The organism is Sphingobacterium sp. HSC-15S19 (assembly GCF_050433745.1).
In the GTDB taxonomy this organism is placed as follows: Bacteria; Bacteroidota; Bacteroidia; order Sphingobacteriales; family Sphingobacteriaceae; genus Sphingobacterium; species Sphingobacterium siyangense.
Genome location: NZ_JBNPWQ010000002.1, coordinates 208,515 through 230,923, shown reverse-complemented (window position 1 = coordinate 230,923; position 22,409 = coordinate 208,515). Strand labels below are relative to the sequence as shown.

Genomic DNA, 22,409 nt, shown 5'->3' with positions numbered 1-22,409 from the left:
TAATCCGCTCTTTTTCTTTATTTCAATTGATCGAGGAATATTAAGCAATTGGCTCAAGGAGCTTGAATATTCAGTTTCAACGTAATTTCTTTAACTTACTTTTATCAATGTACATTAATCAAAGCGATCGCTCCCTTATCAAGCTTCAGATCAATTGTTCCATCTCTCCTTATATCAAACGTACCTTTTCCCTGTATCTTTACCTCTGGTATTCCGATATCGGATTTTAAACGTAGACGACCTCCATATTGACTTTTGATCCGGATGTTGGCCGTTTTTCCATTTTTCCGCTCTGCTGATACGAGATTTCCACCATCTGTCAAAAAATTGGTAAAGGAAACATCCTTCCATTTATGAGGAATAGCAGGAAACACGCGTAATACACCATTCCAATACTGCATACACAATTCTTGAATACTGGCCATCGCTGCCAGTGGGGTTTCTATCACCGGACCGCTTTCAGCATATAGTGTATTGGCTTTAATATATTTCTGCAATAGCACATCCAGCGAAGCCAAAGCCGAGTCTCCTCTTCCCATCATGGCATACATAGAGGCAGCCCCCGTAAATGAATAGCCCTGCAACAATTGCTTTTTGCTCTGCCAATGTGCAATAGAGCGCTCAATAAGAGCTTGATTATTTACCTGATCCCAGTTTATATCGTAAAAAGGATAAATCATCATTAGGTGCGAATAGTGACGATGCGACTCGCCATACGGTAGATCTTTTGCGATCATAAAGCCATCGACATCTTTTGGATAATCAATCAAGTTGGCCAATACGTCTGTCCAGACAGCATGAAGTTTATCCTTGCCGCCTCTTTCTTGATCCAGCTCAATAAGCGTCTTGAGCCCCCATTTGAAAATAGAAAGATCATAATTTGTATCATAAGCATACCCTTTTGAATATTCTGGTGAATAGGTTTTCACACCGATATGGTATTTTCCTGCTTGATTCTTTTCCAATAAGTGCAAATGATAATTTATCGCTTCCTTCAGTAGCGGAAATAAGCGATCATATACTTCCTGCGACAGGGTCGCTCGATAATATTGATAATAACTATGCAACAGCCATACGAGATTACCTAGCTCCTTTTCACCATCGGAAGCCGCATCCAATGAAACATTTTTTGCCAGAAGAACAGGACTCCATAAGCTTGGCCCCGAGGAGCGACCTACAGCCAAACTGTTATAGCGATAAGGCTCGGGAACATTTTGTCTTAAATTATCTTTATTCCGATCAATCATCTGGATCAACGAGTTTGCAATACCGAGCTGGTTCGCTTTGAAAACAGGGGAATAAGCAAGTTGCATATTAAGATTAAGCCAGTACGCTGGCCACGGAGTTGGACTTGTCCAGGGCCCCTGTAAATCCATAGCGGGTTTATCTGACCTTGTTGCACTGGCAAGCTTATACAGTTGCATTTCATAAAACTGCTGGTAAACCGTATCTGGCAGCTCCAGTGTAGATGCTACAAAATAGTCTGTCCACCACTTGCGATGGGACGCCAGTCCCTTCGTTAACTTTTGTTCTTTAAAATTCTGAACATAATTGATCGCCTTTTTGACATAAGCGGTTCCCTGCTGGTTATAATCTACGGTAATTAAATAGGTATCCACTTCTTTGCCGGATCTGCCACAATAAGCCGTCACATACCCTCCCCCGGCTAGAAGAGGCTGATCAAAATATTTTATTTCGCCTTGGGTGCCAAAACTTCCTTTTGGATTTGTCGGATAGTTTTTCGGTTTTTGCGTATAGCTGAATCCCATCCTTGGGCTGATGGCTTCGTCGGGTTTCCATGTAAGATGGTAATTCCCGTTAAAATCTTTTTTAAATACCTCTAGCAAAATAATGTTGTCATTTGATAAGGTGGTCGTCCGAATTCTCACCATCCCTTGGTCTGTGCCGACTTTCGCCTCAGCATAGGCATCTTTTAAATGAATTTCTCCTTGTGCCTGCACAATCGGGCGTTCAAATTCTATTTCAAAATGACCTAACGACATACGCGCCTGATCAAACAATTTATCGGCCGAATTCGCTCGATGATCATAAATATCAGTTCTTCCAATATCCACACGCATCGAATTCTTACCGGCTAAGTAAGTCATCGTTCCCAGGAGACCATTTCCAGTAAACACTCCTTCATAAATCGTATGGCCCAACACTGGAATTCTAAATTGAGCTGATCCTCCAAACGGCTGGCATAGGATGCAAACGAGTAAAAACAGTATTCTTAGATTCATCATTAGGATTTAATGCTATCAGAGCGACCATAAAGATGCTGGATTATTCTCCTGAAATCAAGCCTCTTTTACGAAAACGATTGAGGAAAATCGAGATCAAGTCCTTTTCTGTCTACCACATCGAATAGCTACCACACTGAAATGTAACAATTTAGTAGATAAAACAACACAGCATAGGCAATAATGAGGTAGCTATATATGAAAGAAATGAATTCAACAGTATTCTTTTGTTATTTTTTAACAAAACACAAATAAACAATACGTAAAATTTTAGTTATCAGTTTACATTTATCAGTTTTTTATCTATTTTTAAGATTAAATATCCAATGCCGTTATTTTTAACAGCCTAATAGTGGATCAATTATAAAACAACTAATCCAACCAAAATGAAAGAACAGAATTCATCAAGGCGTGATTTCATAAAAAAATCCGTGGTCGGTGCTGCGGCATTTTCTATTGTACCACGCTTTGTACTCGGAGGACAGGGCTATCTTGCTCCGAGCGACCATCTAACCAAAGGTGTAATTGGTGTCGGCAATATGGGCCGTGGACACTTTGGCTACGCCGGAACTAAAACAGTAGCCATTTGTGATGTGGACAAAACCCATCTAGCGGCAGCACAAGCAGACTTAGGCGGTGGTGTGAAGGAATACCATGACTTTAGGGAGTTGATTAAATCTCCGGAAGTAGATATTGTGCATATTGCTACTCCGCCACATTGGCATGGACTAATGTCCATTGAAGCGGCAAAAGCAGGAAAAGATATCTGGTGTGAAAAACCAATGACACGTACTATCGGTGAGGGTAAAAAAGTGAAAGAAGCCATTGCACAACATGGCAATATCTTCCGTTTAAATACCTGGTTTCGTTTCAAGGATGATTTTTATGGAATGAATGTTCCAGTAAGCAAAATCAAAAAATTAGTTGATACTGGCATGTTAGGTTGGCCTTTGAAAGTTACAATAAGCAAACATACCGGATTTGACTGGAAGTTCTATTGGGTAGGAAAGGAAAATTTACCAGAGGAGAAAGTACCGGCTGAACTTGACTACGATTTCTGGTTAGGTCCGGCGCCATATAAGCCTTACAATAAACACCGCGTGCATACCACTTTTAGAGGATATTGGGATTATGATGGTGGCGGTCTAGGAGATATGGGGCAACATTATATGGATCCTGTTCAATACTTCTTAGGTAAAGACAACGAAAGTCCGATTACCGTCGACGTTGATGCTCCGCAGCAACATCCGGATGCCGTGGGCACATGGAGACGAATTACATTTACCTATGCCGATGGTTGTCAGATCATTTTAGACGGTGAAGCAAAAGATGAAAAGGCAGCCTATATTGAAGGTCCAAAAGGTAAATTATATCGAGGATTCCAATCAGATATACCAGATTTGGAAAGAAAACTTGCACAGTACCCTGAACCTGCACCACAGATTACTGACTTCTTGGAATCCGTTCGCACAAGAGAAAAGTTTGCACTGAATGAGATCAATGGACACCGTTCTTGTACCTTGGTCAATATGGGATTAGCAGCATTGCGACTGAACAGATCACTAAAATATGACTCTCAAAATGAGCTATTTATTAATGACGACGCCGCAAATAGATTAATTCACCAACCAATGAGAGGCCCTTGGTCTATTTAAAAAGATATCCCGATGAAAAGAATATTCAATTCGCTGACCGTATTGCTTCTTATATCTAGTGCAACCTACGCTCAGCAACCACAAAATAGAACGACTGCAACTAAAATAGCAGACGTATTGGCACAACAGCCGGCTGAAGAAAAAGAAAAGTTTTTACTTGCCATGCATGAGCTGGAAGGTTTTTCTTCTGATGACGTCGTTACGTTCCTCAAAGGACTTAAAGCACCAGGTAGCAACAATGCTCCGATAGAATTTGCGGCAAACAGCTATTCGTTCTATGTAAATCAGCCTGGTAAAGAACAACAAAAAAGAGTTTTCGTTGAAGGATTGGCAAAATCCATAGCGCAATTGAGTGAACCAACAAATCAGGTCTTTGCCCTACGCCTGTTACGTCAATGCGCCGATAATACAGCTATACCAGCTGTCGCTACTTGTTTGACAAACGATTATCTCGCCGATGCAGCAGCGAGAACCCTAGTTTCTATTCGTACCCCTGAATCGACAGCAGCCTTAGAAAAAGCTTTAGCAGCATCCACAACAGAGAAAACTGCCATTGCCCTGGTTACAGCACTCGGAGATCTAAAAGATAAAAATGCTGAAAGTGCCATTTTAGGATTAACGCAAAAATATAATTCGGATGGCTTCCAACGAACAGCATTGATCGCGCTGAGCAAAATCGGGGGCACAGCTTCTGAATCGCTATTCCAGGAAAAACTAAATGCCGCCGGCTATAGCTATGACAAATTGGATGCAGTAGGACTTGGTATCGACTATGCTCAAGCATTGATCGACAATAAACACGACCAAGATGCGGTTAAGTTCCTAAACAAGTTTTTCCAGGAATCACAAAAAGCAAAATCGATCAACGGCCAAATTGCATCGCTTAAATTATTGACAACCATCGACCCAGCGAAACAACAAAAGAATTTGTTAGCAGCTGTTAAGAGCGATAATGGTGCTTACCGTAACATTGCATTACAATTACTCGGAAAATATGGAAAAGGCGCCGACGCAAAAAGCTTGCTTGCTTTAGCAAGCAAGGGTACTCCTGAAGTGCAAGAAAGTGTATTGAACTACTTAGCCCACAATGGTTCGGCAAGCAGCTTAAAACTAATCCAGGCATTAGTAAATAAAACACAGTCTCCCGTAACTAAATTAGCTGGATTAAGTGCACTAAATACACTATCTCAGGGTAAAGAAACCAATACCTTAATCCAGGCGCTCAACGCTGATCAACAATTTAACAATTCGGTAAAAGCATTGATCCTTTCATCGAAAGATGCAAATGTCGTTACTGATGTCAACAATGCACTTGCCACTGTAGACGACGACAAAAAGATTCAATTGCTGGATATTTTAAGTAAACGTTCCAACAATGCATCATCCAAAGCTGTATTAGCCATAAAGAGTGCAAACCCTGCTGTCGAAGAAGCGATCAACAAAGCACTCCCAAATGTCGCTCAGGAATCGGACTTAGAAGAACTATTCGGTAGGTTAAACAATACAACAGACAATAAATCTGCCGTGCTATTGCAACGTGCCATTGTCAATGTGGTTCAGTCAAGCACAAATTCAAAGGGATTAACAGAACAACTAGCAGCTAATATATCGAAGTCTGCAGCGCCTAATACCGCTAAGTATTTCCCTATTTTTGCTGGGCTTGGTGACGCCCAGTCATTGAAAGCTGTAACTGCATACCTTAACAACAATAATACAGGTCTACGGTCCGCAGCAATTGAGTCTTTGGCTAGCTGGTCTACCTCCAACGCACTGCCAGAATTGGTATCTCTTTCCCGAACAGAAAAAGACGATAATCTTTTCAATACGGTATACAGTGGATTAATTAAATCAATTTCTTCTTCTTCGAATACGCCTGAACAGAAAACTTTGTTATTAAGAGATGCATTCAACGTTGCCAAAACCACAGATCAGAAAAAAGCAGCATTATCTGCGTTACAACCTACAGGAACATACCAGTCTTTAGTTTTTGCCGCTGATTTAATGAGCGACGCGCAACTTGGCGGAACTGCGGCCAATGTAGCGATGAACATTGCAATGGACAACAAGTTCTATGGCAAAAAGGTTAGAGAGGTTCTTGAACAGGTAATCGGTAAATTGTCGGGTAGTGAAAGTGGATACCTTAAGGAAGCTGTTGTTCGCTATCTCGCTGAAATGCCGATCAAAGAAGGTTATGTTTCGATGTTCAATGGTAAAGACCTAAGTGGCTGGAAAGGTTTGGTAGCAGATCCGATCAAACGCAGTAAAATGAACGAGAAAACTTTAGCAGCAGAACAAGCTAAAGCCGACGATATCATGCGCAAAGGTTGGACAGCATCCAATGGTGAAATTGCCTTCAGTGGTAAAGGCGATAATCTGGCTACCGTAAAGAAATATGGCGATTTTGAAATGCTGGTAGACTGGAAATTGGAAAACTATGGCGGTATAGAAGGTGATGCCGGTATCTACTTGAGAGGTACTCCCCAAGTACAAATTTGGGATATTGCGAATACAAGAGTCGGCGCCCAAGTTGGCTCTGGGGGATTATATAACAACCAGAAAAATGAAAGCAAACCGTTGAAGGTTGCCGACAATGCTACTGGCGAATGGAATACATTTAAAATCAAAATGGTAGACGATAAAGTCACAGTTTGGTTAAATGGACAGTTAGTAACCGATAATATTCCTCTTGAAAACTATTGGGATAGAAACCAATCAATTTTCCCTACCGAACAAATTGAGTTACAAGCGCATGGTTCAGTTGTTTATTATAGAGATCTTTTTATCAAGGAATTCCCAAGAAAACAAATCTTTAAATTGAGCGATCAAGAGAAAAAAGAAGGTTTTGAAGTACTTTTTGATGGAACAAACCTCGACAAGTGGACAGAAAACCAAGCTTATGTTGTCAACGACGAAGGTTATATCTGGGTGTATCCAAATGCAAAATTTGGTGGAAACCTTTACACAAAAGAAGAATATGCAGACTTCATTTATCGCTTCGACTTCAAATTAACGCCTGGTGCCAACAATGGTGTGGGAATACGCGCTCCTCTGGAGGGGGATGCCGCATATGAGGCCATGGAAATCCAGGTACTTGATGATGGTGCAGATGTTTATAAAGACTTAAAGCAATACCAATATCACGGTTCAATTTATGGAGTTGTTCCTGCCAAAAAAGGTCATTTAAAACCCGTAGGTGAATGGAACTCCGAGGAAATCGTGGTGAAAGGAAATCGCATCAAAGTTACACTGAATGGCGCGGTTATCGTGGATGCGGATATCGCCGAGGCAAGCAAAAATGGAACCCTGGATGGCAAACAACATCCTGGGCTTAAACGAACCTCTGGTCATATCGGGTTTCTAGGACACGGTACCGAAGTATTCTTTAAAGATATTCGAGTAAAAAAACTCAAATAGTCTAAACTTATACGTAGAGAGGGGATAAGGAATCTTATCCCCTTTTTGCTAATTAGCCCACTTGCTTGTCAAGTGAGAAAAATAACCAAATGATTCCAAAACTTTTGCTAAATTAAAGCCCTGAGGATTCTATTTCAAAATTTGACGTTTTATGACTAAAGCCGTAAACTTACTGATTAACAAAAAATTGGAGAGTAAACCTGAAAAGAAAAATCTGTTCAACAAAATCTCCATTATAAAATTAATAGCCGAATTAGGATCTGTATCGGTAAATGACATTGTAAAAAACCTCTATTTAAGCCTGCCTACGGTAAATAGCCTTATTGCAGAATTGCTGGAAGATGATTTTATCCGTCAATTTGACAAAGGAGAATCTATTGGTGGACGTAAACCCAATTTATATAAGCTATGTGATGGATTGTTTCAGGTGCTATCGATTGAACTCCAACGTTTCTCCATCACACTGAGCATAATGGACAACAACCAGAACATTATTGCTGAAACTGTTGAGCTGGATAATGAATTATCTCGAAATGGAGAAAATCTAGCCGCTATCACACAAATCGTTGATCAATATCTTATCGATAAATCAGTTGATACTGAGAACCTAACAGGGATTATTATTGGCATGCCAGGACTAATCAATGCTGAAGAAGGTACTAACGAGACTTTTTTACATGACGACAATCAATCCATAACAAACTATTTTGAGCGCATATATAAAAAACCGGTCTTCATTCTGAATGACGTTAAAGGTGCAGCTTATGCTGAATTGAAATTTGGATTGGCAAAAAACACAAAAAACAGTTTAATTATCCTAATGGATTGGGGGATAGGTTTAGGAATCGTGTCCAATGGCGAAGTCTACCTAGGCCGTGATGGCTACTCCGGCGAAGTAGGACATATGCCCTTTATCGACAACGGTGAACTTTGCTATTGTGGGAAAAGAGGCTGTTTGGAAACCGTAGCTTCCGGAATTGCTTTGGTCAACAATGCTAAACAGGAAATCCAAAAAGGAGAGCTGACTAAATTAAATGAATTACAACCCGATGAATTACAACATTTAACACCGACACATATTATTGAAGCGGCAAACAAGGGTGATCAATTTGCAATAAATCAGATTTCAAAACTAGGAACAAACCTAGGAAAAGCATTTGCATCTTTAATACAGCTACTCAATCCCGAATTGATCGTGTTGGGTGGAAAAATTGCAAAAGCAAATGAATTGATCACGATTCCGATACAACAAGCCATAAATTCCTATACCATGGCCATTTTGAAGGAACATTGTGACATCAAAGTGTCAAGTCTAAATCTCGACAGCAATACCGTGGGTCTGACAAATTATTTTATCACGAAGTACCTATCGGTTGAATTGCTTCATAAATCCAAAATCTAAAACTGCCCTGTACTCAACAAGACAAGAGTACAGGCTCTTTCTGTCTTAATACCGTGCTCCATAGCGAGCTGTTCCAATTCTGCATTCTCCGCACCAGGATTAAATATTATTCGTTTTGGCTTCGTCGCTAATATATAATCGTAATATTCTTTCTGATTAGGCTCACTAAGATACATTGTCACAGTATCAATATCTGTATGGATATCACCTTTCTTTTCAATAGGAACTCCGGCGGCTTCCCCTCCACTCAAGCCAATATTAACGATAGCATGCCCATGTTTATGCAACATATTTGCAGCTTTATTCGAATAACGTGAAGGATTGGTACTAGCACCTAAAATCAATGTTTTTTTCATCCCTTTTTATATCTTTTGTGTTTACCTGTTGCATGCATACTCAGGGCATGTAGATTATCTTCTTTGCCTTCTCGTTACAATAGGATAAAGAAGATAATCTAAATTCTCAAAGTAGCATCGCTCAAAAATTACTCATCGATGATAAAATCACCATGGTTGCTATACGCATTTTTACGCAATACTGGCATTCCCATGATTTTATAAAGCTCGTCCAATTTGACCAAGCTTCCATTTGTCATATTAGAAAGTAAAACAATAACTATGTTTCTCTTTAAATCTCTTACATAAATATGTCTAAAACCGTGCCACCAACCTGTATGGTATACGATATGATCATTACCATGCTCAAACGTACGCCAACCATAACCATAGCTAAAAATTCCCTTTTTGGCATCCGGATATCCTCGGTATGCCGAATCCAATGTTGACTGCTTTAACAATCGTCCATCTCTCAAAGCAAGATCAAAACGATAAAGGTCACGCACCGTACTATAAATTCCTTTGTCACCAAGCGGTCCATCCTGAAAATTTTGCACGACCGATCTTCGCCATACCTTGTCATGTCCAATAACGTTAGTCGGAATTTTATCATACACTGCCTTAGAAAGTGCAGCTGTATTTGTCATTCCTGCAACATTAAATACGCTGTCTTTCATATACGTAGCGTAATCTTGCTTTGATATCTTTTCAATAATGGCCCCTAAGACCATAAAGTTGGAGTTATTGTAAAAGAAACGCCCTCCTGGCGCACCATAGCGATTGGGTTTAAATTCAGTCAGCATTTTCATCACATCCTGATTCGTCATTCCTTTCTTACGATCAGGCCAATGTTCCTCGGAAAAATAAACATAATTAGGTAATCCCGAACGGTGTGTCAATAACATTTTTATGGTAATACCAGGATAAGGAAAATCCGGATAGAAGTCATTGATCGTTTGATCTAGACGTAACTTTCCTGCCTCTACTAACTTTAAAATTCCGACAGCTGTAAGCGGTTTAGAAACGGAAGCGAGTTCAAATTTGTCATCAATTTTTAGACTATCCCGTTTTAAGTAATTTGCCCAGCCGAATGTATTCTGATATAAGATTTTACCATCTTTCGCAACAAGAACATTCCCATTGAATGCAGCTTTTGAATGAAGATTTTTCATAAAAGCATCGATCTTCTGATCTGCATTATTTGGATTATAGACGAGCCTTGTGCTATCCACTTTTGCCTGCGCTATCGCTGCTTCCTTCTGTTTTTTCTCTTTTGAACTACAAGCCACTGTAGATACAAACAAAAGAGCGACCATTCCCTTTAAAAAAAATAATTTCACTATACTAAGTCTCCCGGATTTTTGTGTTTTCTGTATTGTATATCAATAAATACCCCCTATTTCCTGTGTCCTAAATAATATCAAATTATTGAAGCTCGTAATAGAAGGACCAGCATACTGATAATAATGCTAAAATGAAGATTTTAGTATAAAAAAACGAATTTTTCCCTACAATAATTGTTATTCATCGTATATGTTACCTTTTTTACGCACAGCGTCTCTTTCACTATAGAGTTGAACAACCTGTACTTCCTTCAACCAAACGGATAACGATAGAAATTATCGGTAAAAAAAGCTTTCCTGTGGAATGAGCTTAATCAATTAAGGCCATAAAAAAAGCCACTTTATTACTAAAGTGGCTTTTAATTCCTCTATTAAAGGATTATGCTAATAATCTTACTGGATTTTCAACCAAAGATTTCAATGTTTGCAAAAATGCAGCTCCAGTTGCACCATCAACCACGCGGTGATCACAACCCAAAGTCACTTTCATTACATTACCAGGAACTACAGCACCGTTTTTAACAACAGGAACTGCTTGAATAGCACCAACAGAAAGAATAGCTCCATCTGGTGAGTTGATAATGGATGTAAATTCATCAATTCCAAACATACCTAAGTTGGAAACTGTAAATGTAGATCCTTCCCAATCCGCAGGCTGTAATTTTTTAGCTTTCGCCTTTTGGGCGAAGTCTTTCACCTCTGCAGAGATATGTGACAATGATTTACCATCTGCAAAACGCACAACAGGAACTAATAAACCATCTTCAACAGCCATTGCAACACCAATGTTGGTATGCTCATTGAAACGGATTTTATCGCCTTGCCATGAAGAGTTTACAGCAGGATGTTTTTTCAAAGCAACAGCAACAGCTTTTACAACGATATCATTGAAAGAAACTTTTACTGGAGCAACCTCATTGATCTGCGCACGAGCAGCCATTGCATTGTCCATGTCAATTGATACAGTCAAATAGAAGTGTGGAGCTGTAAACAATGACTCTGCTAGACGACGCGCAATAGTTTTACGCATTTGGTTAACTGGTTTTTCAGTATAGCGCTCTTCACCAACAAATGTAGGCAAAGTGATTGCTTTTGCTTCTGTTCCAGGAGCAGCTACAGCTTTTGTCTCCGCCGGTTGTGCAGCAACAGGAACAAACGATTCAACATCTTTCTTCACAATGCGGCCACCATCTGCAGAACCTTTGATATCACTTAAATTGATACCTTTTTCTTGTGCAATTTTACGTGCTAAAGGAGAAGCTTTCACACGAGAATCATCGCTTGAAGACGATGCTACCGGTGCAGCAGTTACAGCAGCAGCTGAATCAGCTTTAGGAGCTTCAGCAGTTTCCGCCTTTGCAGGTGCAGATTTTTGATTTAACAAAGGTGTGATATCAGTTCCAGCAGGACCAACGATCGCGATGATGTCGTTTACCTTTGCAGCTTGTCCAGCTTCAAGACCAACATATAACAAGGTGCCATCAGCATAAGCTGTAACCTCCATAGTCGCTTTATCAGTTTCTACATCAGCAATAGCATCGTCAGATTTTATCGTATCACCAACTTTGAAGTTCCATTGCGCAATGACCCCCTCTTTCATGGTATCACTTAACAAAGGCATTGTAATAACAGTACATCCCAATTCTTCAGGAGTTACAGTACTAGCCGAAGATTCTGGACCAGAAACTTCTTCTGCTTTTTTTTCTTCGGTTTTTTCTGGTGCTTTTTCAGCAGCAGGTGCATCACCACTCAACAATGCTTGAAAATCTTCACCCGGTTCTCCTAAAACAGCAATAACAGCATCAATAGCTACTGCTTCGCCTTCTTTGGGACCAATATATAAAAGAGTTCCTTCTTGGTAAGACTCAAAGTCCATCGTAGCTTTATCTGTTTCAATCTCAGCTACTAAATCACCAGAATTTACTTTATCACCAACTTTTTTGTGCCATTTCGCGATGACCCCTTCGGTCATTGTATCGCTCATTTTCGGCATTCTTACTACTTCAGCCATTCTTTATTATATTATCAAGTTAAAGAGTATTAATCTAAAATAAATGGATAGTCTTGTTGTACATATACATCTTTGTACAATTCATCTGCAGTTGGATAAGGAGATTCCTCTGCAAATTTCACCGACTCCTCAACGACCTTTTTCACATCAGCCTCAACTTCTGCAAACCAAGCGTCATCTGCATAGTTGTTTTCTAAAATAGCATGTTTAGTCGACAACAATGGGTCACGGTCTTTATACGCTTCTAGTTCTTCTTTCGTACGATATTTAGCTGGATCAGACATTGAGTGTCCTTTGTAACGGTATGTACGAATTTCTAGGAATGTTGGACCTTCACCTGCACGAGCACGTTGAACAGCTTCGTCCATCGCATTGTGTACAGCAACAACATCCATTCCATCAACCGGAGCAGAAGGCATATCGAAACCTAAGCCCATTTTGTAAATATCCTGCATGTTCGTTGTACGTTGTACAGAAGTACCCATTGCATAACCGTTGTTTTCACACACGAAGATAACAGGGAGTTTCCACAACATCGCCATGTTCAATGTCTCATTGAATGCACCTTGACGCACAGCTCCATCACCCATATAACAGATATTTACATTATCTGTACCAAGATATTTTTCAGCAAATGCGATACCAGCACCTAAAGGAATCTGACCACCAACAATACCATGGCCACCCATGAATTTGTGTTCTTTGGAGAAGAAGTGCATAGAACCTCCCTTACCTTTTGAACAACCCGTGATCTTTCCATATAATTCAGCCATACAAGCATTTGCAGAAACGCCTTTAGCCAAAGCGTGGGCGTGATCACGATAAGCAGTGATTAAAGAATCTTCCGGTTTGATTACTGACATCGTTCCAGCGACTACAGCCTCTTGTCCTATGTACAAGTGACAGAAACCACGAATCTTTTGCTGTCCGTAAAGTTGACCTGCTTTTTCTTCAAACTTACGCATAAGTAACATAGACTTATACCACTCCAAATATGTCTCTTTTGTTATAGGTGTTGAACTCATTTCAAAGTTTTGATTTTCTTACTATTCTAGACTACAAATCTAATAATTTTGGACGAATTTCCTTGCCCAAAAATCAATTTTATTTATACTTTAAGACACTTCTAAGACATTTGATTTAAAGTATATAGCATTTGATTACAAATAAATGAACGGCACAATCAAATAAATCAAAAACTTATGAAAATAAAAAAGCCAAAGGACTTAATAATCATTTGGCTTAATCTATTTTATGCAAACTGTTTGCTATCGAAGTTTTTGTATCAGCTCACTTTCAGTTACCTTTACCTGTTCCCCGCTTTCCATGTCCTTTAATGACAATTGCCCTGAAGTAGCCTCTTCGTCACCCACTAATAATACGTAGGGGATTCCTTTCCCATCCGCATAACCCATTTGTTTCTTCAATTTTACAGGAGAAGCATAGAGTTCCGAAGCGATATTTTCCTTCCGAAGCTTATTGAGTAAATTCAGGGTGTAACTTTCCAGTTGTTTATCAAAATTTATAATCAGGAGTTTGGTAGAATCGGCCTTACCGATAGGAAATAAGTCCAGCTCTTCCAACACATCATAGATACGATCCGCACCAAAGGAAACACCGACTCCGGTCAGCCCCTTCAGACCAAACATACCCGTGAGATCATCGTAGCGACCACCGCCACCGATACTTCCCATGGCAACCTCATTCGTCTTGACCTCAAAAATACAACCTGTATAATAATTGAGGCCTCGAGCCAATGTAATATCCAGATCTATGATTTGATTAAGCAATTTTTCTTCAGCACCTAATTTGCCGACATAGTCAAACACTTCCTCAATCTCAGCGATACCATTTAAACCGACAGCAGAAGTTGCTAAAATCGTTTTTAAGGAAGACAGTTTCTCATCATTCGAGCCTTCCAATAAAATTATAGGTTTCAAAATAGCAAGATCTGCCTCGGTGAAACCCCTTTCCAACAACTCTTTGTTGACACCTTCCAACCCGATTTTATCCAATTTATCGATCGCGACAGTCATATCCACAATCAGTTCCGGTTTTCCGATGATTTCAGCAATACCTGAAAGAATTTTCCGGTTGTTGATTTTAATATTAAAATCTTTCAGTCCAAAACGTTCGAAGGCTTCTTGATAAATCAAAATAAACTCAGCTTCATTCAATAGACTTTCTGACCCGACCACGTCGACATCACATTGATAAAACTCACGGTATCTTCCGCGTTGCGGACGATCTGCACGCCACACAGGTTGCACCTGAAAACGCTTAAATGGTAAGGTAATATCATTTTGGTGCATCACAACATAGCGTGCAAACGGCACCGTAAGATCATATCTTAATGCTTTCTCTGATATATGAGGAATGAGCTTATTGGAATTTTTATCATGAAGCAGGTTATCTGGCGCTTTCGCCAAGTAATCACCCGAATTAAGAATCTTAAAGATCAATTTATCACCCTCGTCACCGTATTTACCGGTAAGGGTTGTCAAATTTTCAAATGAAGGGGTCTGTATTTCATTATAGCCATATTTTCTGAATACCGTTTTCAGTGTATCGAAAATATAGTTACGTTTGATCATTTCGGAAGGTGAAAAATCACGCGTTCCTTTTGCCAAAGAAGGTTTTACTGCTGCCATATTTGGCAAAGTTAATAAAATCCTTTATTCTACTTCCAGAATTTTAAGGAATTCACAGGCTTTTTCGGCTGCAGATTTCTCTGCAGATTTCTTATTAAAATCACGGCCAAGTCCACAAACAATACCATCAACGACCGCTTCAATACTAAACATTTTAGAAGACTCTCCTTCCGGATTGTCTGTTTGCCGAAATACGATCTCTTTGCCCGTATGTTGACACCACTCAATCAACCGACTCTTAAAGTTTGTTTCCGTCTGTTCCAATAGATGAATATCGACGTGCGGTTTAATAATTCGATTCAACAAAAAGCTCTTTGTAAAAACATAGCCCCTGTCCAGATAGACTGCCCCTACCAATGCCTCAAAAGCATCACCCAATAAGGATCCCTGTTTATTCGGAAAACTGATCATTCGCGCATCAAACTGGATAAGCTCATTAAAACCCAACTTTCTAGAAAGTTGATTTAGGTTTGCTCTACTGACAATTTTTGAGCGCATTTCAGTCAGGAACCCTTCATCTTTATAAGGATACTTCTTAAATAACAGCTCAGCCACAACCGAACCCAAAACAGCATCACCCAAGAATTCTAAACGTTCGTTGCTATTCTTTGCGCCCTCTTTAATTGTAACGGCAACAGACTTGTGTCTAAAAGCCATCTTGTACAGATGTACATTTCCGGGGACAAATCCAAGCAGGTTTTTTAGTTTTCTAACGTATTCCCGATCTGGCGAAAAATATAATTTATATATCCTTGCAAAAGGCATCTCTTCTAAAAATAAGGCGACAAGTCCTAGTTAAAGAACCTGTCGCTAGCTCATATTATCAAACCATGTTTGAAGGATCAAACATTAAGCTTTATATTTTTTCACAATAACGGTAGCATTATGCCCACCGAAACCGAAAGTGTTGCTCAACGCCGCATTAACTGTACGTTTTTGCGCCTTGTTGAATGTAAAATTCAAGTTGTTATCAATTTCCGGATCGTCTGTAAAGTGATTGATTGTCGGAGGGACAATATCATTTTGAACAGCCAATATAGAAGCGATAGTTTCTATAGCTCCTGCAGCACCCAAAAGGTGACCTGTCATTGATTTAGTTGAACTGATATTCAGTTTATAGGCATGTTCACCAAACAGGTCAACAATAGCCTTCGTTTCACTAATATCACCGACCGGTGTAGAAGTCCCATGAACATTGATATAATCAATATCTGAAAAATCCATCTCTGCATCATTTACAGCCATTGTCATAGCCAATTTTGCGCCCAATCCTTCAGGATGCGATGCTGTGATATGATGTGCATCAGCACTCATTCCACCCCCTGCAATCTCTGCATAGATTTTTGCTCCACGTGCTAAGGCATGCTCCAAACTTTCTAAGATCAAGGCACCTGAACCCTCTCCCGAAACAAAACCATCTCTATCTTTATCAAAAGGACGTGAGGCTGTTTTAGGGTCGTCATTTCTAGTTGACAAAGCATGCATAGCATTGAACCCACCAATTCCAGCCTCATTGACTGTAGCTTCTGATCCACCCGTAACAATCACATCTGCTTTGCCCATACGAATATAGTTAAAAGCATCTATCATTGCATTGGTAGCCGAGGCACAAGCCGATACGGCAGAAAAGTTAGGCCCACGAAGACCATGACGCATTGAAATATGTCCTGGAGCAATATCAACGAGCATCTTAGGAATGAAGAAAGGATTGAAACGAGGTGTTCCATCTCCCTTTGCAAAGTTTGCAACTTCTTCAGTGAAAGTTGTTAACCCCCCTATTCCTGAGCCCCAAATTACTCCGATACGATTTGTATCTAATTTTTCAAAATCTAAGCCAGCATCTTTAATTGCCTCATCTGTTGACGCAATTGCATACTGGACAAAAGGATCGACTTTACGAGCTTCCTTACGATCCATAAATTCATGCGGATCAAACCCCTTTACCTCACATGCAAACTGAGTCTTGAATTTTGACGCATCAAAATGCGTAATAGGAGCAGCTCCGCTTACACCATTTATTAACGCCTCCCAGTAAGCTGAGACGGTATTTCCAATTGGTGTAAGGGCGCCTAATCCTGTTACTACTACTCTTTTAAGCTCCATTTATTACGATTAGCCTAATTAAATTAGTTAGTTAACGTTTTTTTCTAAATAAGCGATTGCTTGACCAACAGTACCAATAGTCTCTGCTTGATCATCAGGAATAGCAACGTTGAATTCTTTTTCAAACTCCATGATCAACTCAACAGTGTCAAGTGAATCAGCACCTAAATCATTAGTGAATGAAGCTTCTGGTGTTACTTCGTTTTCGTCAACACCTAATTTTTCAACGATAATTGCTTTTACTCTTGAAGCGATATCTGACATGATTTTATAGTTTAATTGTTTAATAAATCTGTGCAAAGAAAAATAAATTTCATCAAAATTCAAACCTAAATTGATATTTAGATGAAAGTCACCACGTTAGGCGACCGAACTTATTCGCGTCTTATACTAGCTAACCCACTCTATATTAACTTAGTTCAAGTATAACAAAAAATATTTTGTATTCCAAACGCTCAGCTAATTAACTCAAATTTTACACAAAAAGTATATTCCAACCTTAAATTTATTAGTACCTTCGTTAGCAGAGGAGCATATATTTAAGCATTAAAGTGGTCAATAAGTTAGTAGCAAGATTAGATATGGATATGGACGAAGAGTTGGATTTTACCCTACTCGCCATTACCTGTTCTCTGAAAGATTACCGACTCTGCCATTTTATCAACAAGGAGACTAATCTGAATTTTTCCAGAGGAAAAGAAAGTAAATACGACCATGATGGTCGACAAAAAAACAAACCCGAAGAAGAACTTGAATATCATATTATCTTTGACACAAAGAAAAAAATAAGCTACCACTTCACTGCTTTTCATTACCTTATCCCCGATGCTGATACGGAATATTTTCTTATCAACAATAAGAGCATCGAAGGAACTTATTTAATTCCCGAAAACCCCCACTTTGATTTTTTTATCATTATCAAAAACTACATCTGTGAGGATGACGTGGAACATATTATCAAAAGGATCAGCAAATTACCCGAAGTCGTCATTGCAAAAGAAATATCGCCAAAAATATTGAAATCTAAAGAAAATCTCATATTTTAGCAAACTGTAGGTTAGTGTAGCAAATACACCCCAGTTTAGATCTAAATTAATTCGATTTAGTTTTGACAAAACACAACAATATAGTGAGCTATTTGTTGTGATTAATGAAGAACATTTAAAATACAAAATAACAGATGGAAAAAGTTCAAAAAAGGACTAAAATTGTCGCAACATTAGGCCCTGCCTCGGCAGACAAACAAGTTTTGACCAACATGATTGCCAAAGGGGTTGATGTGTGCCGGTTGAATTTCTCTCATGGCAGCCAGGAAGATCACCTTAAGGTAATCGAAACTATAAATGCAATAAATAATGAAACAGGATTCAATGTTGCCATCTTAGCCGATTTACAAGGTCCAAAAATTAGGATCGGAAAAATGAAAGAAGGTGGCGCTGTTCTCGTGAATGGTTCAAAAGTTGAAATCACAACACACGAACTTATCGGAGACGAAAACAGAATCTACATTACATACGAAAACTTTCCTAACGATGTTGAAGCCAACGAAATCATTTTACTTGATGACGGAAAACTTCAACTTCGTGTTTTAGAGACCAATCATAAAGACACTGTTACCTGTGAAGTTGTACACGGAGGTGTCCTTACTTCACGTAAAGGCGTTAACTTACCAAATACTAAAGTATCGATCCCTTCGTTGACCGAAGAAGATTTAGACAACTTGAATTTTGCCTTGGATCATGGTGCAGACTGGATCGCTATGTCTTTCGTCCGTTCGGCAGAAGATATTTTTCAATGTAAAAAAATCATTGAGGCAAAAGGAAGCCATGCACGTGTAATCGCAAAAGTTGAAAAACCAGAAGCGATTGAAAATATTGATGCAATTATCGAAGCTACAGATGCTGTTATGGTTGCTCGTGGAGATTTGGGTGTTGAGCTTCCAATGGAAGAGGTACCAGGACTTCAAAAGATCATCGTACAGAAATGTAGAGATCTTTCAAAACCAGTGATCATTGCGACACAGATGTTGGAAAGTATGATCACTACACCACGTCCTACACGTGCTGAAGTAAATGACGTAGCCAACTCCGTATTGGATGGAGCGGATGCTGTGATGTTAAGTGGCGAGACTTCAGTCGGTGAATTCCCTGAAATCGTTATCGAAACAATGAGCAAAATCATTATCCACGTGGAACAAACTTCTTATCCTTATTATAATGAGAAAGTTAGTGAAATCCACGACGGAACACTTATTCCGGATGCGATTTGCGCTTCTTCGGTTTACCTTGCTCAAAAAACAAATGCATCTGCAATTGCGGTATTGACATCATCTGGTGCAACAGCGTTTGAAATTACAAGTTATAGACCAAATGTAGATATCTTAGTTTTCACAGGAACACAAAAATTGCTGAAACAACTCAGCCTACTTTGGGGAGTAAAAACTTTTATCTACGACAAGTTCGAAAGCACGGATGGATCTATCCATGATGTTAACAAATTTATTGTAAAAAATAACTACGTTAAACCTGGATCTATCATTATCAATACAGCTTCGACACCGTTAATCGAAAAAGGCAAAACAAATACAATCCGTGTTTCCCAGCTATAATGGACAATAAGGATTAAAGCAAAAAAAAATAGCGTTCTAGATAGAACGCTATTTTTTTTGCTTGTTTGGATACAAGGAGTCGATTTTTAATTTAAAGTCCTTCACCTTTAGCGAATCATTCAAGCGGCTAAAAGGAAGATTGTTTTCTTTCTCATCACCTTTGGGCATTTTTTCCGTTCCCGGCATTGGGGCTAGACCGTCCACACGATTTGGCTTCTTAATGGGCATATGATACTTTTCATCTGAAGAATCCAATTTAAAGACAGGCATCTTTGATTCTTTTTCCTCCATCAAAGGAATCTGCGGCTTTACCTTTACCTGCCCCAAAGCAATCGTGCCTAGCGAAGATAATACCAATAATAATACGTAGCTTTTCATTTTTATATAGTTGTTAAAGAGTATTTGCACTCATTTTCACCAATGAACACGTTATACTCGGCTTATTCACTTCTACAGCAGCAGACTCAACTGCGTAGATTTAATTTATCAATAGGCCAATTCAGCATATAATTTATTTCTATTCACTAATTTACAAACAACAGCACCTATATTTAAACAGATTGCTGTTAAACATTGTTAAAACAGCTTCAAAACACATTAGCATCTTTATATTTGTAACAATTTAAGAAAATATGAGCTACCGGACCTTAAATGGCCACTCACATGGTATAAGGGATGGATACGCAAAAGGTAAATAAACTGAGTGCTATAAACTTTGTGATATATTCAAAATACATTTATTTAACACCCAACCCTAATGAAGAAAAATAGCATTGTATTAATCATTGGACTGATGTCTCTAGCTCTAATTGGGGTATTGGCTATGCAATTCTATTTTCTGAGAGATTCATATCGTCAAAAATCCCAATTATTTGATGAGTCCGTCAATGCTGCGATTACAGCTGTTGCCGGAAAGCTTGAACGACGGGAGGTGGTCGACTTTGCTAAAGTTCAACAGGAACGTAACATTGAAAAATCCAAGCAGGAACAGGCCAAACAACGTCTGTTGGCCGAGCAACTCGAAATACAGTATAGAATTGAAGAATTAAAAAACAAACAACATGTTGTTTTCTCAAACTTCAAAGAGCAAGAAGACCAATTACGTGCTTTGTATCCAAATGTAATTGAAATCAAAAATTCCTTTTACGAAACATACATCAAAAGACCGGAGTACCAGAAATTTATCAAATTTTCTGTTTCAAATGAGCTTACCGACGATAATCTGGTACAAGCTTTTATCATGTTAAATGCGTCCAAAGTAGATGATCAGGTGAATGGGAAAGATGACAGCACGCGGTTTGTTATCCCACTAATGGACCCATTGGTCAATCAACAGACAAAATTCAGGGTAGCCACCTTACCACCAAGAGAGAATGCAAAACTTGCAAAAACCATCTCTGATTTGGAAAAAAGGCTCGATGTGCTAAACAGAAAGAATTCTTGGTCCGGTTTCAACGTTTACGACTCCGTTGCTATGCTCGGTGGTAAAAAGGCAGATTACATCGAAGATGTTGCTATTGGAATGGAGCTAGCAAAGCGTCCGTTAAAGGATCGGTTGAATGTCATCATTGTCCAGGAACTGATCAAAGATGAGTTGGCTCAACGCGATATTAAAGCTCCTTTTAATATTGAAATATGGAGTACAAACAATATATTACTAAATAATATTTTAAACGAAGCCGCTCTAAATAACCCGACAAATACAACAAAATACTCGACCGCACTTTTTAAAGGTGATATCGGTGCTGCGCCAGGGAAATTAACAATCTATTTTCCCAATAAAAAGGCGATAATCGCAGATAATATGGGCTATCTGTTACTACCTATGCTGGCACTACTTTTCTTGTTGGTGGGTTGTTTTGCTTATACACTGATTATCATCTTCAGACAAAAGAAAGTTTCGGAAATGAAAACAGATTTCATCAACAACATGACGCATGAGTTTAAAACACCTGTTGCAACAATTATGATTGCCAGCGAGTCACTTAAAGATCCAGACATCAATGCCGACCATAAGCGCGTTCAGAAATTGGCTAATATCATCTACGACGAAAATGTTAGACTCGGAAATCACATCGAACGTGTGCTTGACCTAGCCCGATTGGAAAAGGAAACATTAAAGTTAGACCAGGTGGATGTGCATATTAATGATCTTGTCTCAGCAGTTACCGACAGTATGCAGTTAAGGATGCAAAATATCGGCGGAAAATTTTCCATAGATCTAGCGGCGGCGAAAGATGTTGTTGTTGGTGACGAGCTGCATTTTTCAAATGTATTTTATAATCTACTGGATAATGCAATTAAGTACAACAAAGGAGATCTGCATGTGAATATTCAATCCAAAAATGTTGGTGATACCATTGTTATCACCATTGCCGACAACGGTATTGGGATGAGTCGGGATCACCTGCAAAAGATTTTCGACCAGTTCTACCGTATTCCAACTGGAAATGTTCATAATGTCAAAGGATTTGGTCTTGGCTTAAGTTATGTCCAGGACATCCTGAGAAGGCTGAACGGAAAAATTACAGTTAAAAGTGAAAAAGATAAGGGCACGACCTTTGAAGTAATTTTGCCTATTAAAAAATAAAACGTTCCTTTTTTGTATATTTCCTCTTTAAAAAATTTCAAAGGTTGAGGAAAG

Annotated in this window: 16 protein-coding genes; 6 read left to right on the top strand and 10 right to left on the bottom strand. The window is 39.1% G+C overall.

The features are described from left to right. Positions 1-104: 104 nt before the first annotated feature. Positions 105-2,246 (bottom strand): glycosyl hydrolase family 95 catalytic domain-containing protein, encoded by a 2,142-nt coding sequence (locus tag L1283_RS02850; protein WP_145327172.1) that lies wholly within the window; start codon positions 2,244-2,246, stop codon positions 105-107. A 383-nt stretch (positions 2,247-2,629) separates the two neighbouring features. On the opposite strand from L1283_RS02850, the gene L1283_RS02845 reads away from it, so the two are divergent. From L1283_RS02845 to L1283_RS02835, 3 genes are all read left to right on the top strand, one after another. Beyond that, a complete protein-coding gene (locus L1283_RS02845; protein ID WP_088160080.1) occupies positions 2,630-3,898 on the top strand; it encodes a Gfo/Idh/MocA family oxidoreductase in 1,269 nt (422 codons plus the stop codon). 12 nt (positions 3,899-3,910) lie between these two features. Further along, positions 3,911-7,312 (top strand): DUF1080 domain-containing protein, encoded by a 3,402-nt coding sequence (locus L1283_RS02840; RefSeq protein WP_429625736.1) that lies wholly within the window; start codon positions 3,911-3,913, stop codon positions 7,310-7,312. 151 nt (positions 7,313-7,463) lie between these two features. After that, the gene (locus L1283_RS02835; protein WP_075990861.1) at positions 7,464-8,714 is read left to right on the top strand and encodes an ROK family transcriptional regulator; all 1,251 of its coding nucleotides are present in this window, start codon (positions 7,464-7,466) and stop codon (positions 8,712-8,714) included. Here L1283_RS02835 and L1283_RS02830 read toward each other — a convergent pair. From L1283_RS02830 to L1283_RS02795, 8 genes are all read right to left on the bottom strand, one after another. Next, a complete protein-coding gene (locus L1283_RS02830) occupies positions 8,711-9,070 on the bottom strand; it encodes a CoA-binding protein (protein WP_145327175.1) in 360 nt (119 codons plus the stop codon). The genes L1283_RS02835 and L1283_RS02830 overlap by 4 nt on opposite strands. Positions 9,071-9,198: 128 nt before the next feature. Beyond that, positions 9,199-10,389, bottom strand: coding sequence for a serine hydrolase domain-containing protein (locus tag L1283_RS02825; RefSeq protein WP_075990859.1), 1,191 nt, complete (start codon positions 10,387-10,389; stop codon positions 9,199-9,201). A gap of 382 nt (positions 10,390-10,771) precedes the next feature. Beyond that, the gene (locus tag L1283_RS02820) at positions 10,772-12,403 is read right to left on the bottom strand and encodes a pyruvate dehydrogenase complex dihydrolipoamide acetyltransferase (protein WP_286732338.1); all 1,632 of its coding nucleotides are present in this window, start codon (positions 12,401-12,403) and stop codon (positions 10,772-10,774) included. Positions 12,404-12,432: 29 nt separating this feature from the next. Next, the gene (pdhA, locus tag L1283_RS02815; protein ID WP_046674850.1) at positions 12,433-13,428 is read right to left on the bottom strand and encodes a pyruvate dehydrogenase (acetyl-transferring) E1 component subunit alpha; all 996 of its coding nucleotides are present in this window, start codon (positions 13,426-13,428) and stop codon (positions 12,433-12,435) included. A gap of 243 nt (positions 13,429-13,671) precedes the next feature. Then, complete coding sequence (hisS, locus tag L1283_RS02810; protein WP_313235952.1) at positions 13,672-15,054, bottom strand: histidine--tRNA ligase; 1,383 nt, start codon at positions 15,052-15,054, stop codon at positions 13,672-13,674. Between the two features lie 24 nt (positions 15,055-15,078). After that, a complete protein-coding gene (gene rnc / locus L1283_RS02805) occupies positions 15,079-15,819 on the bottom strand; it encodes a ribonuclease III (protein WP_088160073.1) in 741 nt (246 codons plus the stop codon). Between the two features lie 84 nt (positions 15,820-15,903). After that, complete coding sequence (fabF, locus tag L1283_RS02800; protein WP_120333106.1) at positions 15,904-17,157, bottom strand: beta-ketoacyl-ACP synthase II; 1,254 nt, start codon at positions 17,155-17,157, stop codon at positions 15,904-15,906. 27 nt (positions 17,158-17,184) lie between these two features. After that, positions 17,185-17,421, bottom strand: coding sequence for an acyl carrier protein (locus tag L1283_RS02795; RefSeq protein ID WP_028070665.1), 237 nt, complete (start codon positions 17,419-17,421; stop codon positions 17,185-17,187). 287 nt (positions 17,422-17,708) lie between these two features. Between L1283_RS02795 and L1283_RS02790 the strand changes: the two genes are divergently transcribed. Continuing rightward, positions 17,709-18,203, top strand: a complete 495-nt coding sequence (locus tag L1283_RS02790) for an IPExxxVDY family protein (RefSeq protein ID WP_232475665.1) — start codon at positions 17,709-17,711, stop codon at positions 18,201-18,203. A gap of 134 nt (positions 18,204-18,337) precedes the next feature. Next, positions 18,338-19,765, top strand: a complete 1,428-nt coding sequence (pyk, locus tag L1283_RS02785; protein WP_075990855.1) for a pyruvate kinase — start codon at positions 18,338-18,340, stop codon at positions 19,763-19,765. Between the two features lie 48 nt (positions 19,766-19,813). Here pyk and L1283_RS02780 read toward each other — a convergent pair whose 3' ends face one another. Further along, a complete protein-coding gene (locus tag L1283_RS02780; RefSeq protein ID WP_075990854.1) occupies positions 19,814-20,143 on the bottom strand; it encodes a hypothetical protein in 330 nt (109 codons plus the stop codon). Between the two features lie 379 nt (positions 20,144-20,522). Here L1283_RS02780 and L1283_RS02775 point away from each other — a divergent pair, with 379 nt between their 5' ends. Continuing rightward, the gene (locus tag L1283_RS02775; protein ID WP_075990853.1) at positions 20,523-22,355 is read left to right on the top strand and encodes a sensor histidine kinase; all 1,833 of its coding nucleotides are present in this window, start codon (positions 20,523-20,525) and stop codon (positions 22,353-22,355) included. Positions 22,356-22,409 lie beyond the last annotated feature (54 nt).

Excerpts from the sequence above, each read along its gene's own strand:
- L1283_RS02845 (WP_088160080.1), top strand. The coding sequence starts at position 2,630 with ATGAAAGAACAGAATTCATCAAGGCGTGATTTCATAAAAAAATCCGTG.
- L1283_RS02780 (WP_075990854.1), bottom strand. The coding sequence starts at position 20,143 with ATGAAAAGCTACGTATTATTATTGGTATTATCTTCGCTAGGCACGATT.
- L1283_RS02820 (WP_286732338.1), bottom strand. The coding sequence starts at position 12,403 with ATGGCTGAAGTAGTAAGAATGCCGAAAATGAGCGATACAATGACCGAA.
- L1283_RS02850 (WP_145327172.1), bottom strand. The coding sequence starts at position 2,246 with ATGATGAATCTAAGAATACTGTTTTTACTCGTTTGCATCCTATGCCAG.
- fabF (WP_120333106.1), bottom strand. The coding sequence starts at position 17,157 with ATGGAGCTTAAAAGAGTAGTAGTAACAGGATTAGGCGCCCTTACACCA.
- pyk (WP_075990855.1), top strand. The coding sequence starts at position 18,338 with ATGGAAAAAGTTCAAAAAAGGACTAAAATTGTCGCAACATTAGGCCCT.
- L1283_RS02795 (WP_028070665.1), bottom strand. The coding sequence starts at position 17,421 with ATGTCAGATATCGCTTCAAGAGTAAAAGCAATTATCGTTGAAAAATTA.
- L1283_RS02830 (WP_145327175.1), bottom strand. The coding sequence starts at position 9,070 with ATGAAAAAAACATTGATTTTAGGTGCTAGTACCAATCCTTCACGTTAT.
- rnc (WP_088160073.1), bottom strand. The coding sequence starts at position 15,819 with ATGCCTTTTGCAAGGATATATAAATTATATTTTTCGCCAGATCGGGAA.
- pdhA (WP_046674850.1), bottom strand. The coding sequence starts at position 13,428 with ATGAGTTCAACACCTATAACAAAAGAGACATATTTGGAGTGGTATAAG.
- L1283_RS02775 (WP_075990853.1), top strand. The coding sequence starts at position 20,523 with ATGAAGAAAAATAGCATTGTATTAATCATTGGACTGATGTCTCTAGCT.
- L1283_RS02835 (WP_075990861.1), top strand. The coding sequence starts at position 7,464 with ATGACTAAAGCCGTAAACTTACTGATTAACAAAAAATTGGAGAGTAAA.
- L1283_RS02840 (WP_429625736.1), top strand. The coding sequence starts at position 3,911 with ATGAAAAGAATATTCAATTCGCTGACCGTATTGCTTCTTATATCTAGT.
- hisS (WP_313235952.1), bottom strand. The coding sequence starts at position 15,054 with ATGGCAGCAGTAAAACCTTCTTTGGCAAAAGGAACGCGTGATTTTTCA.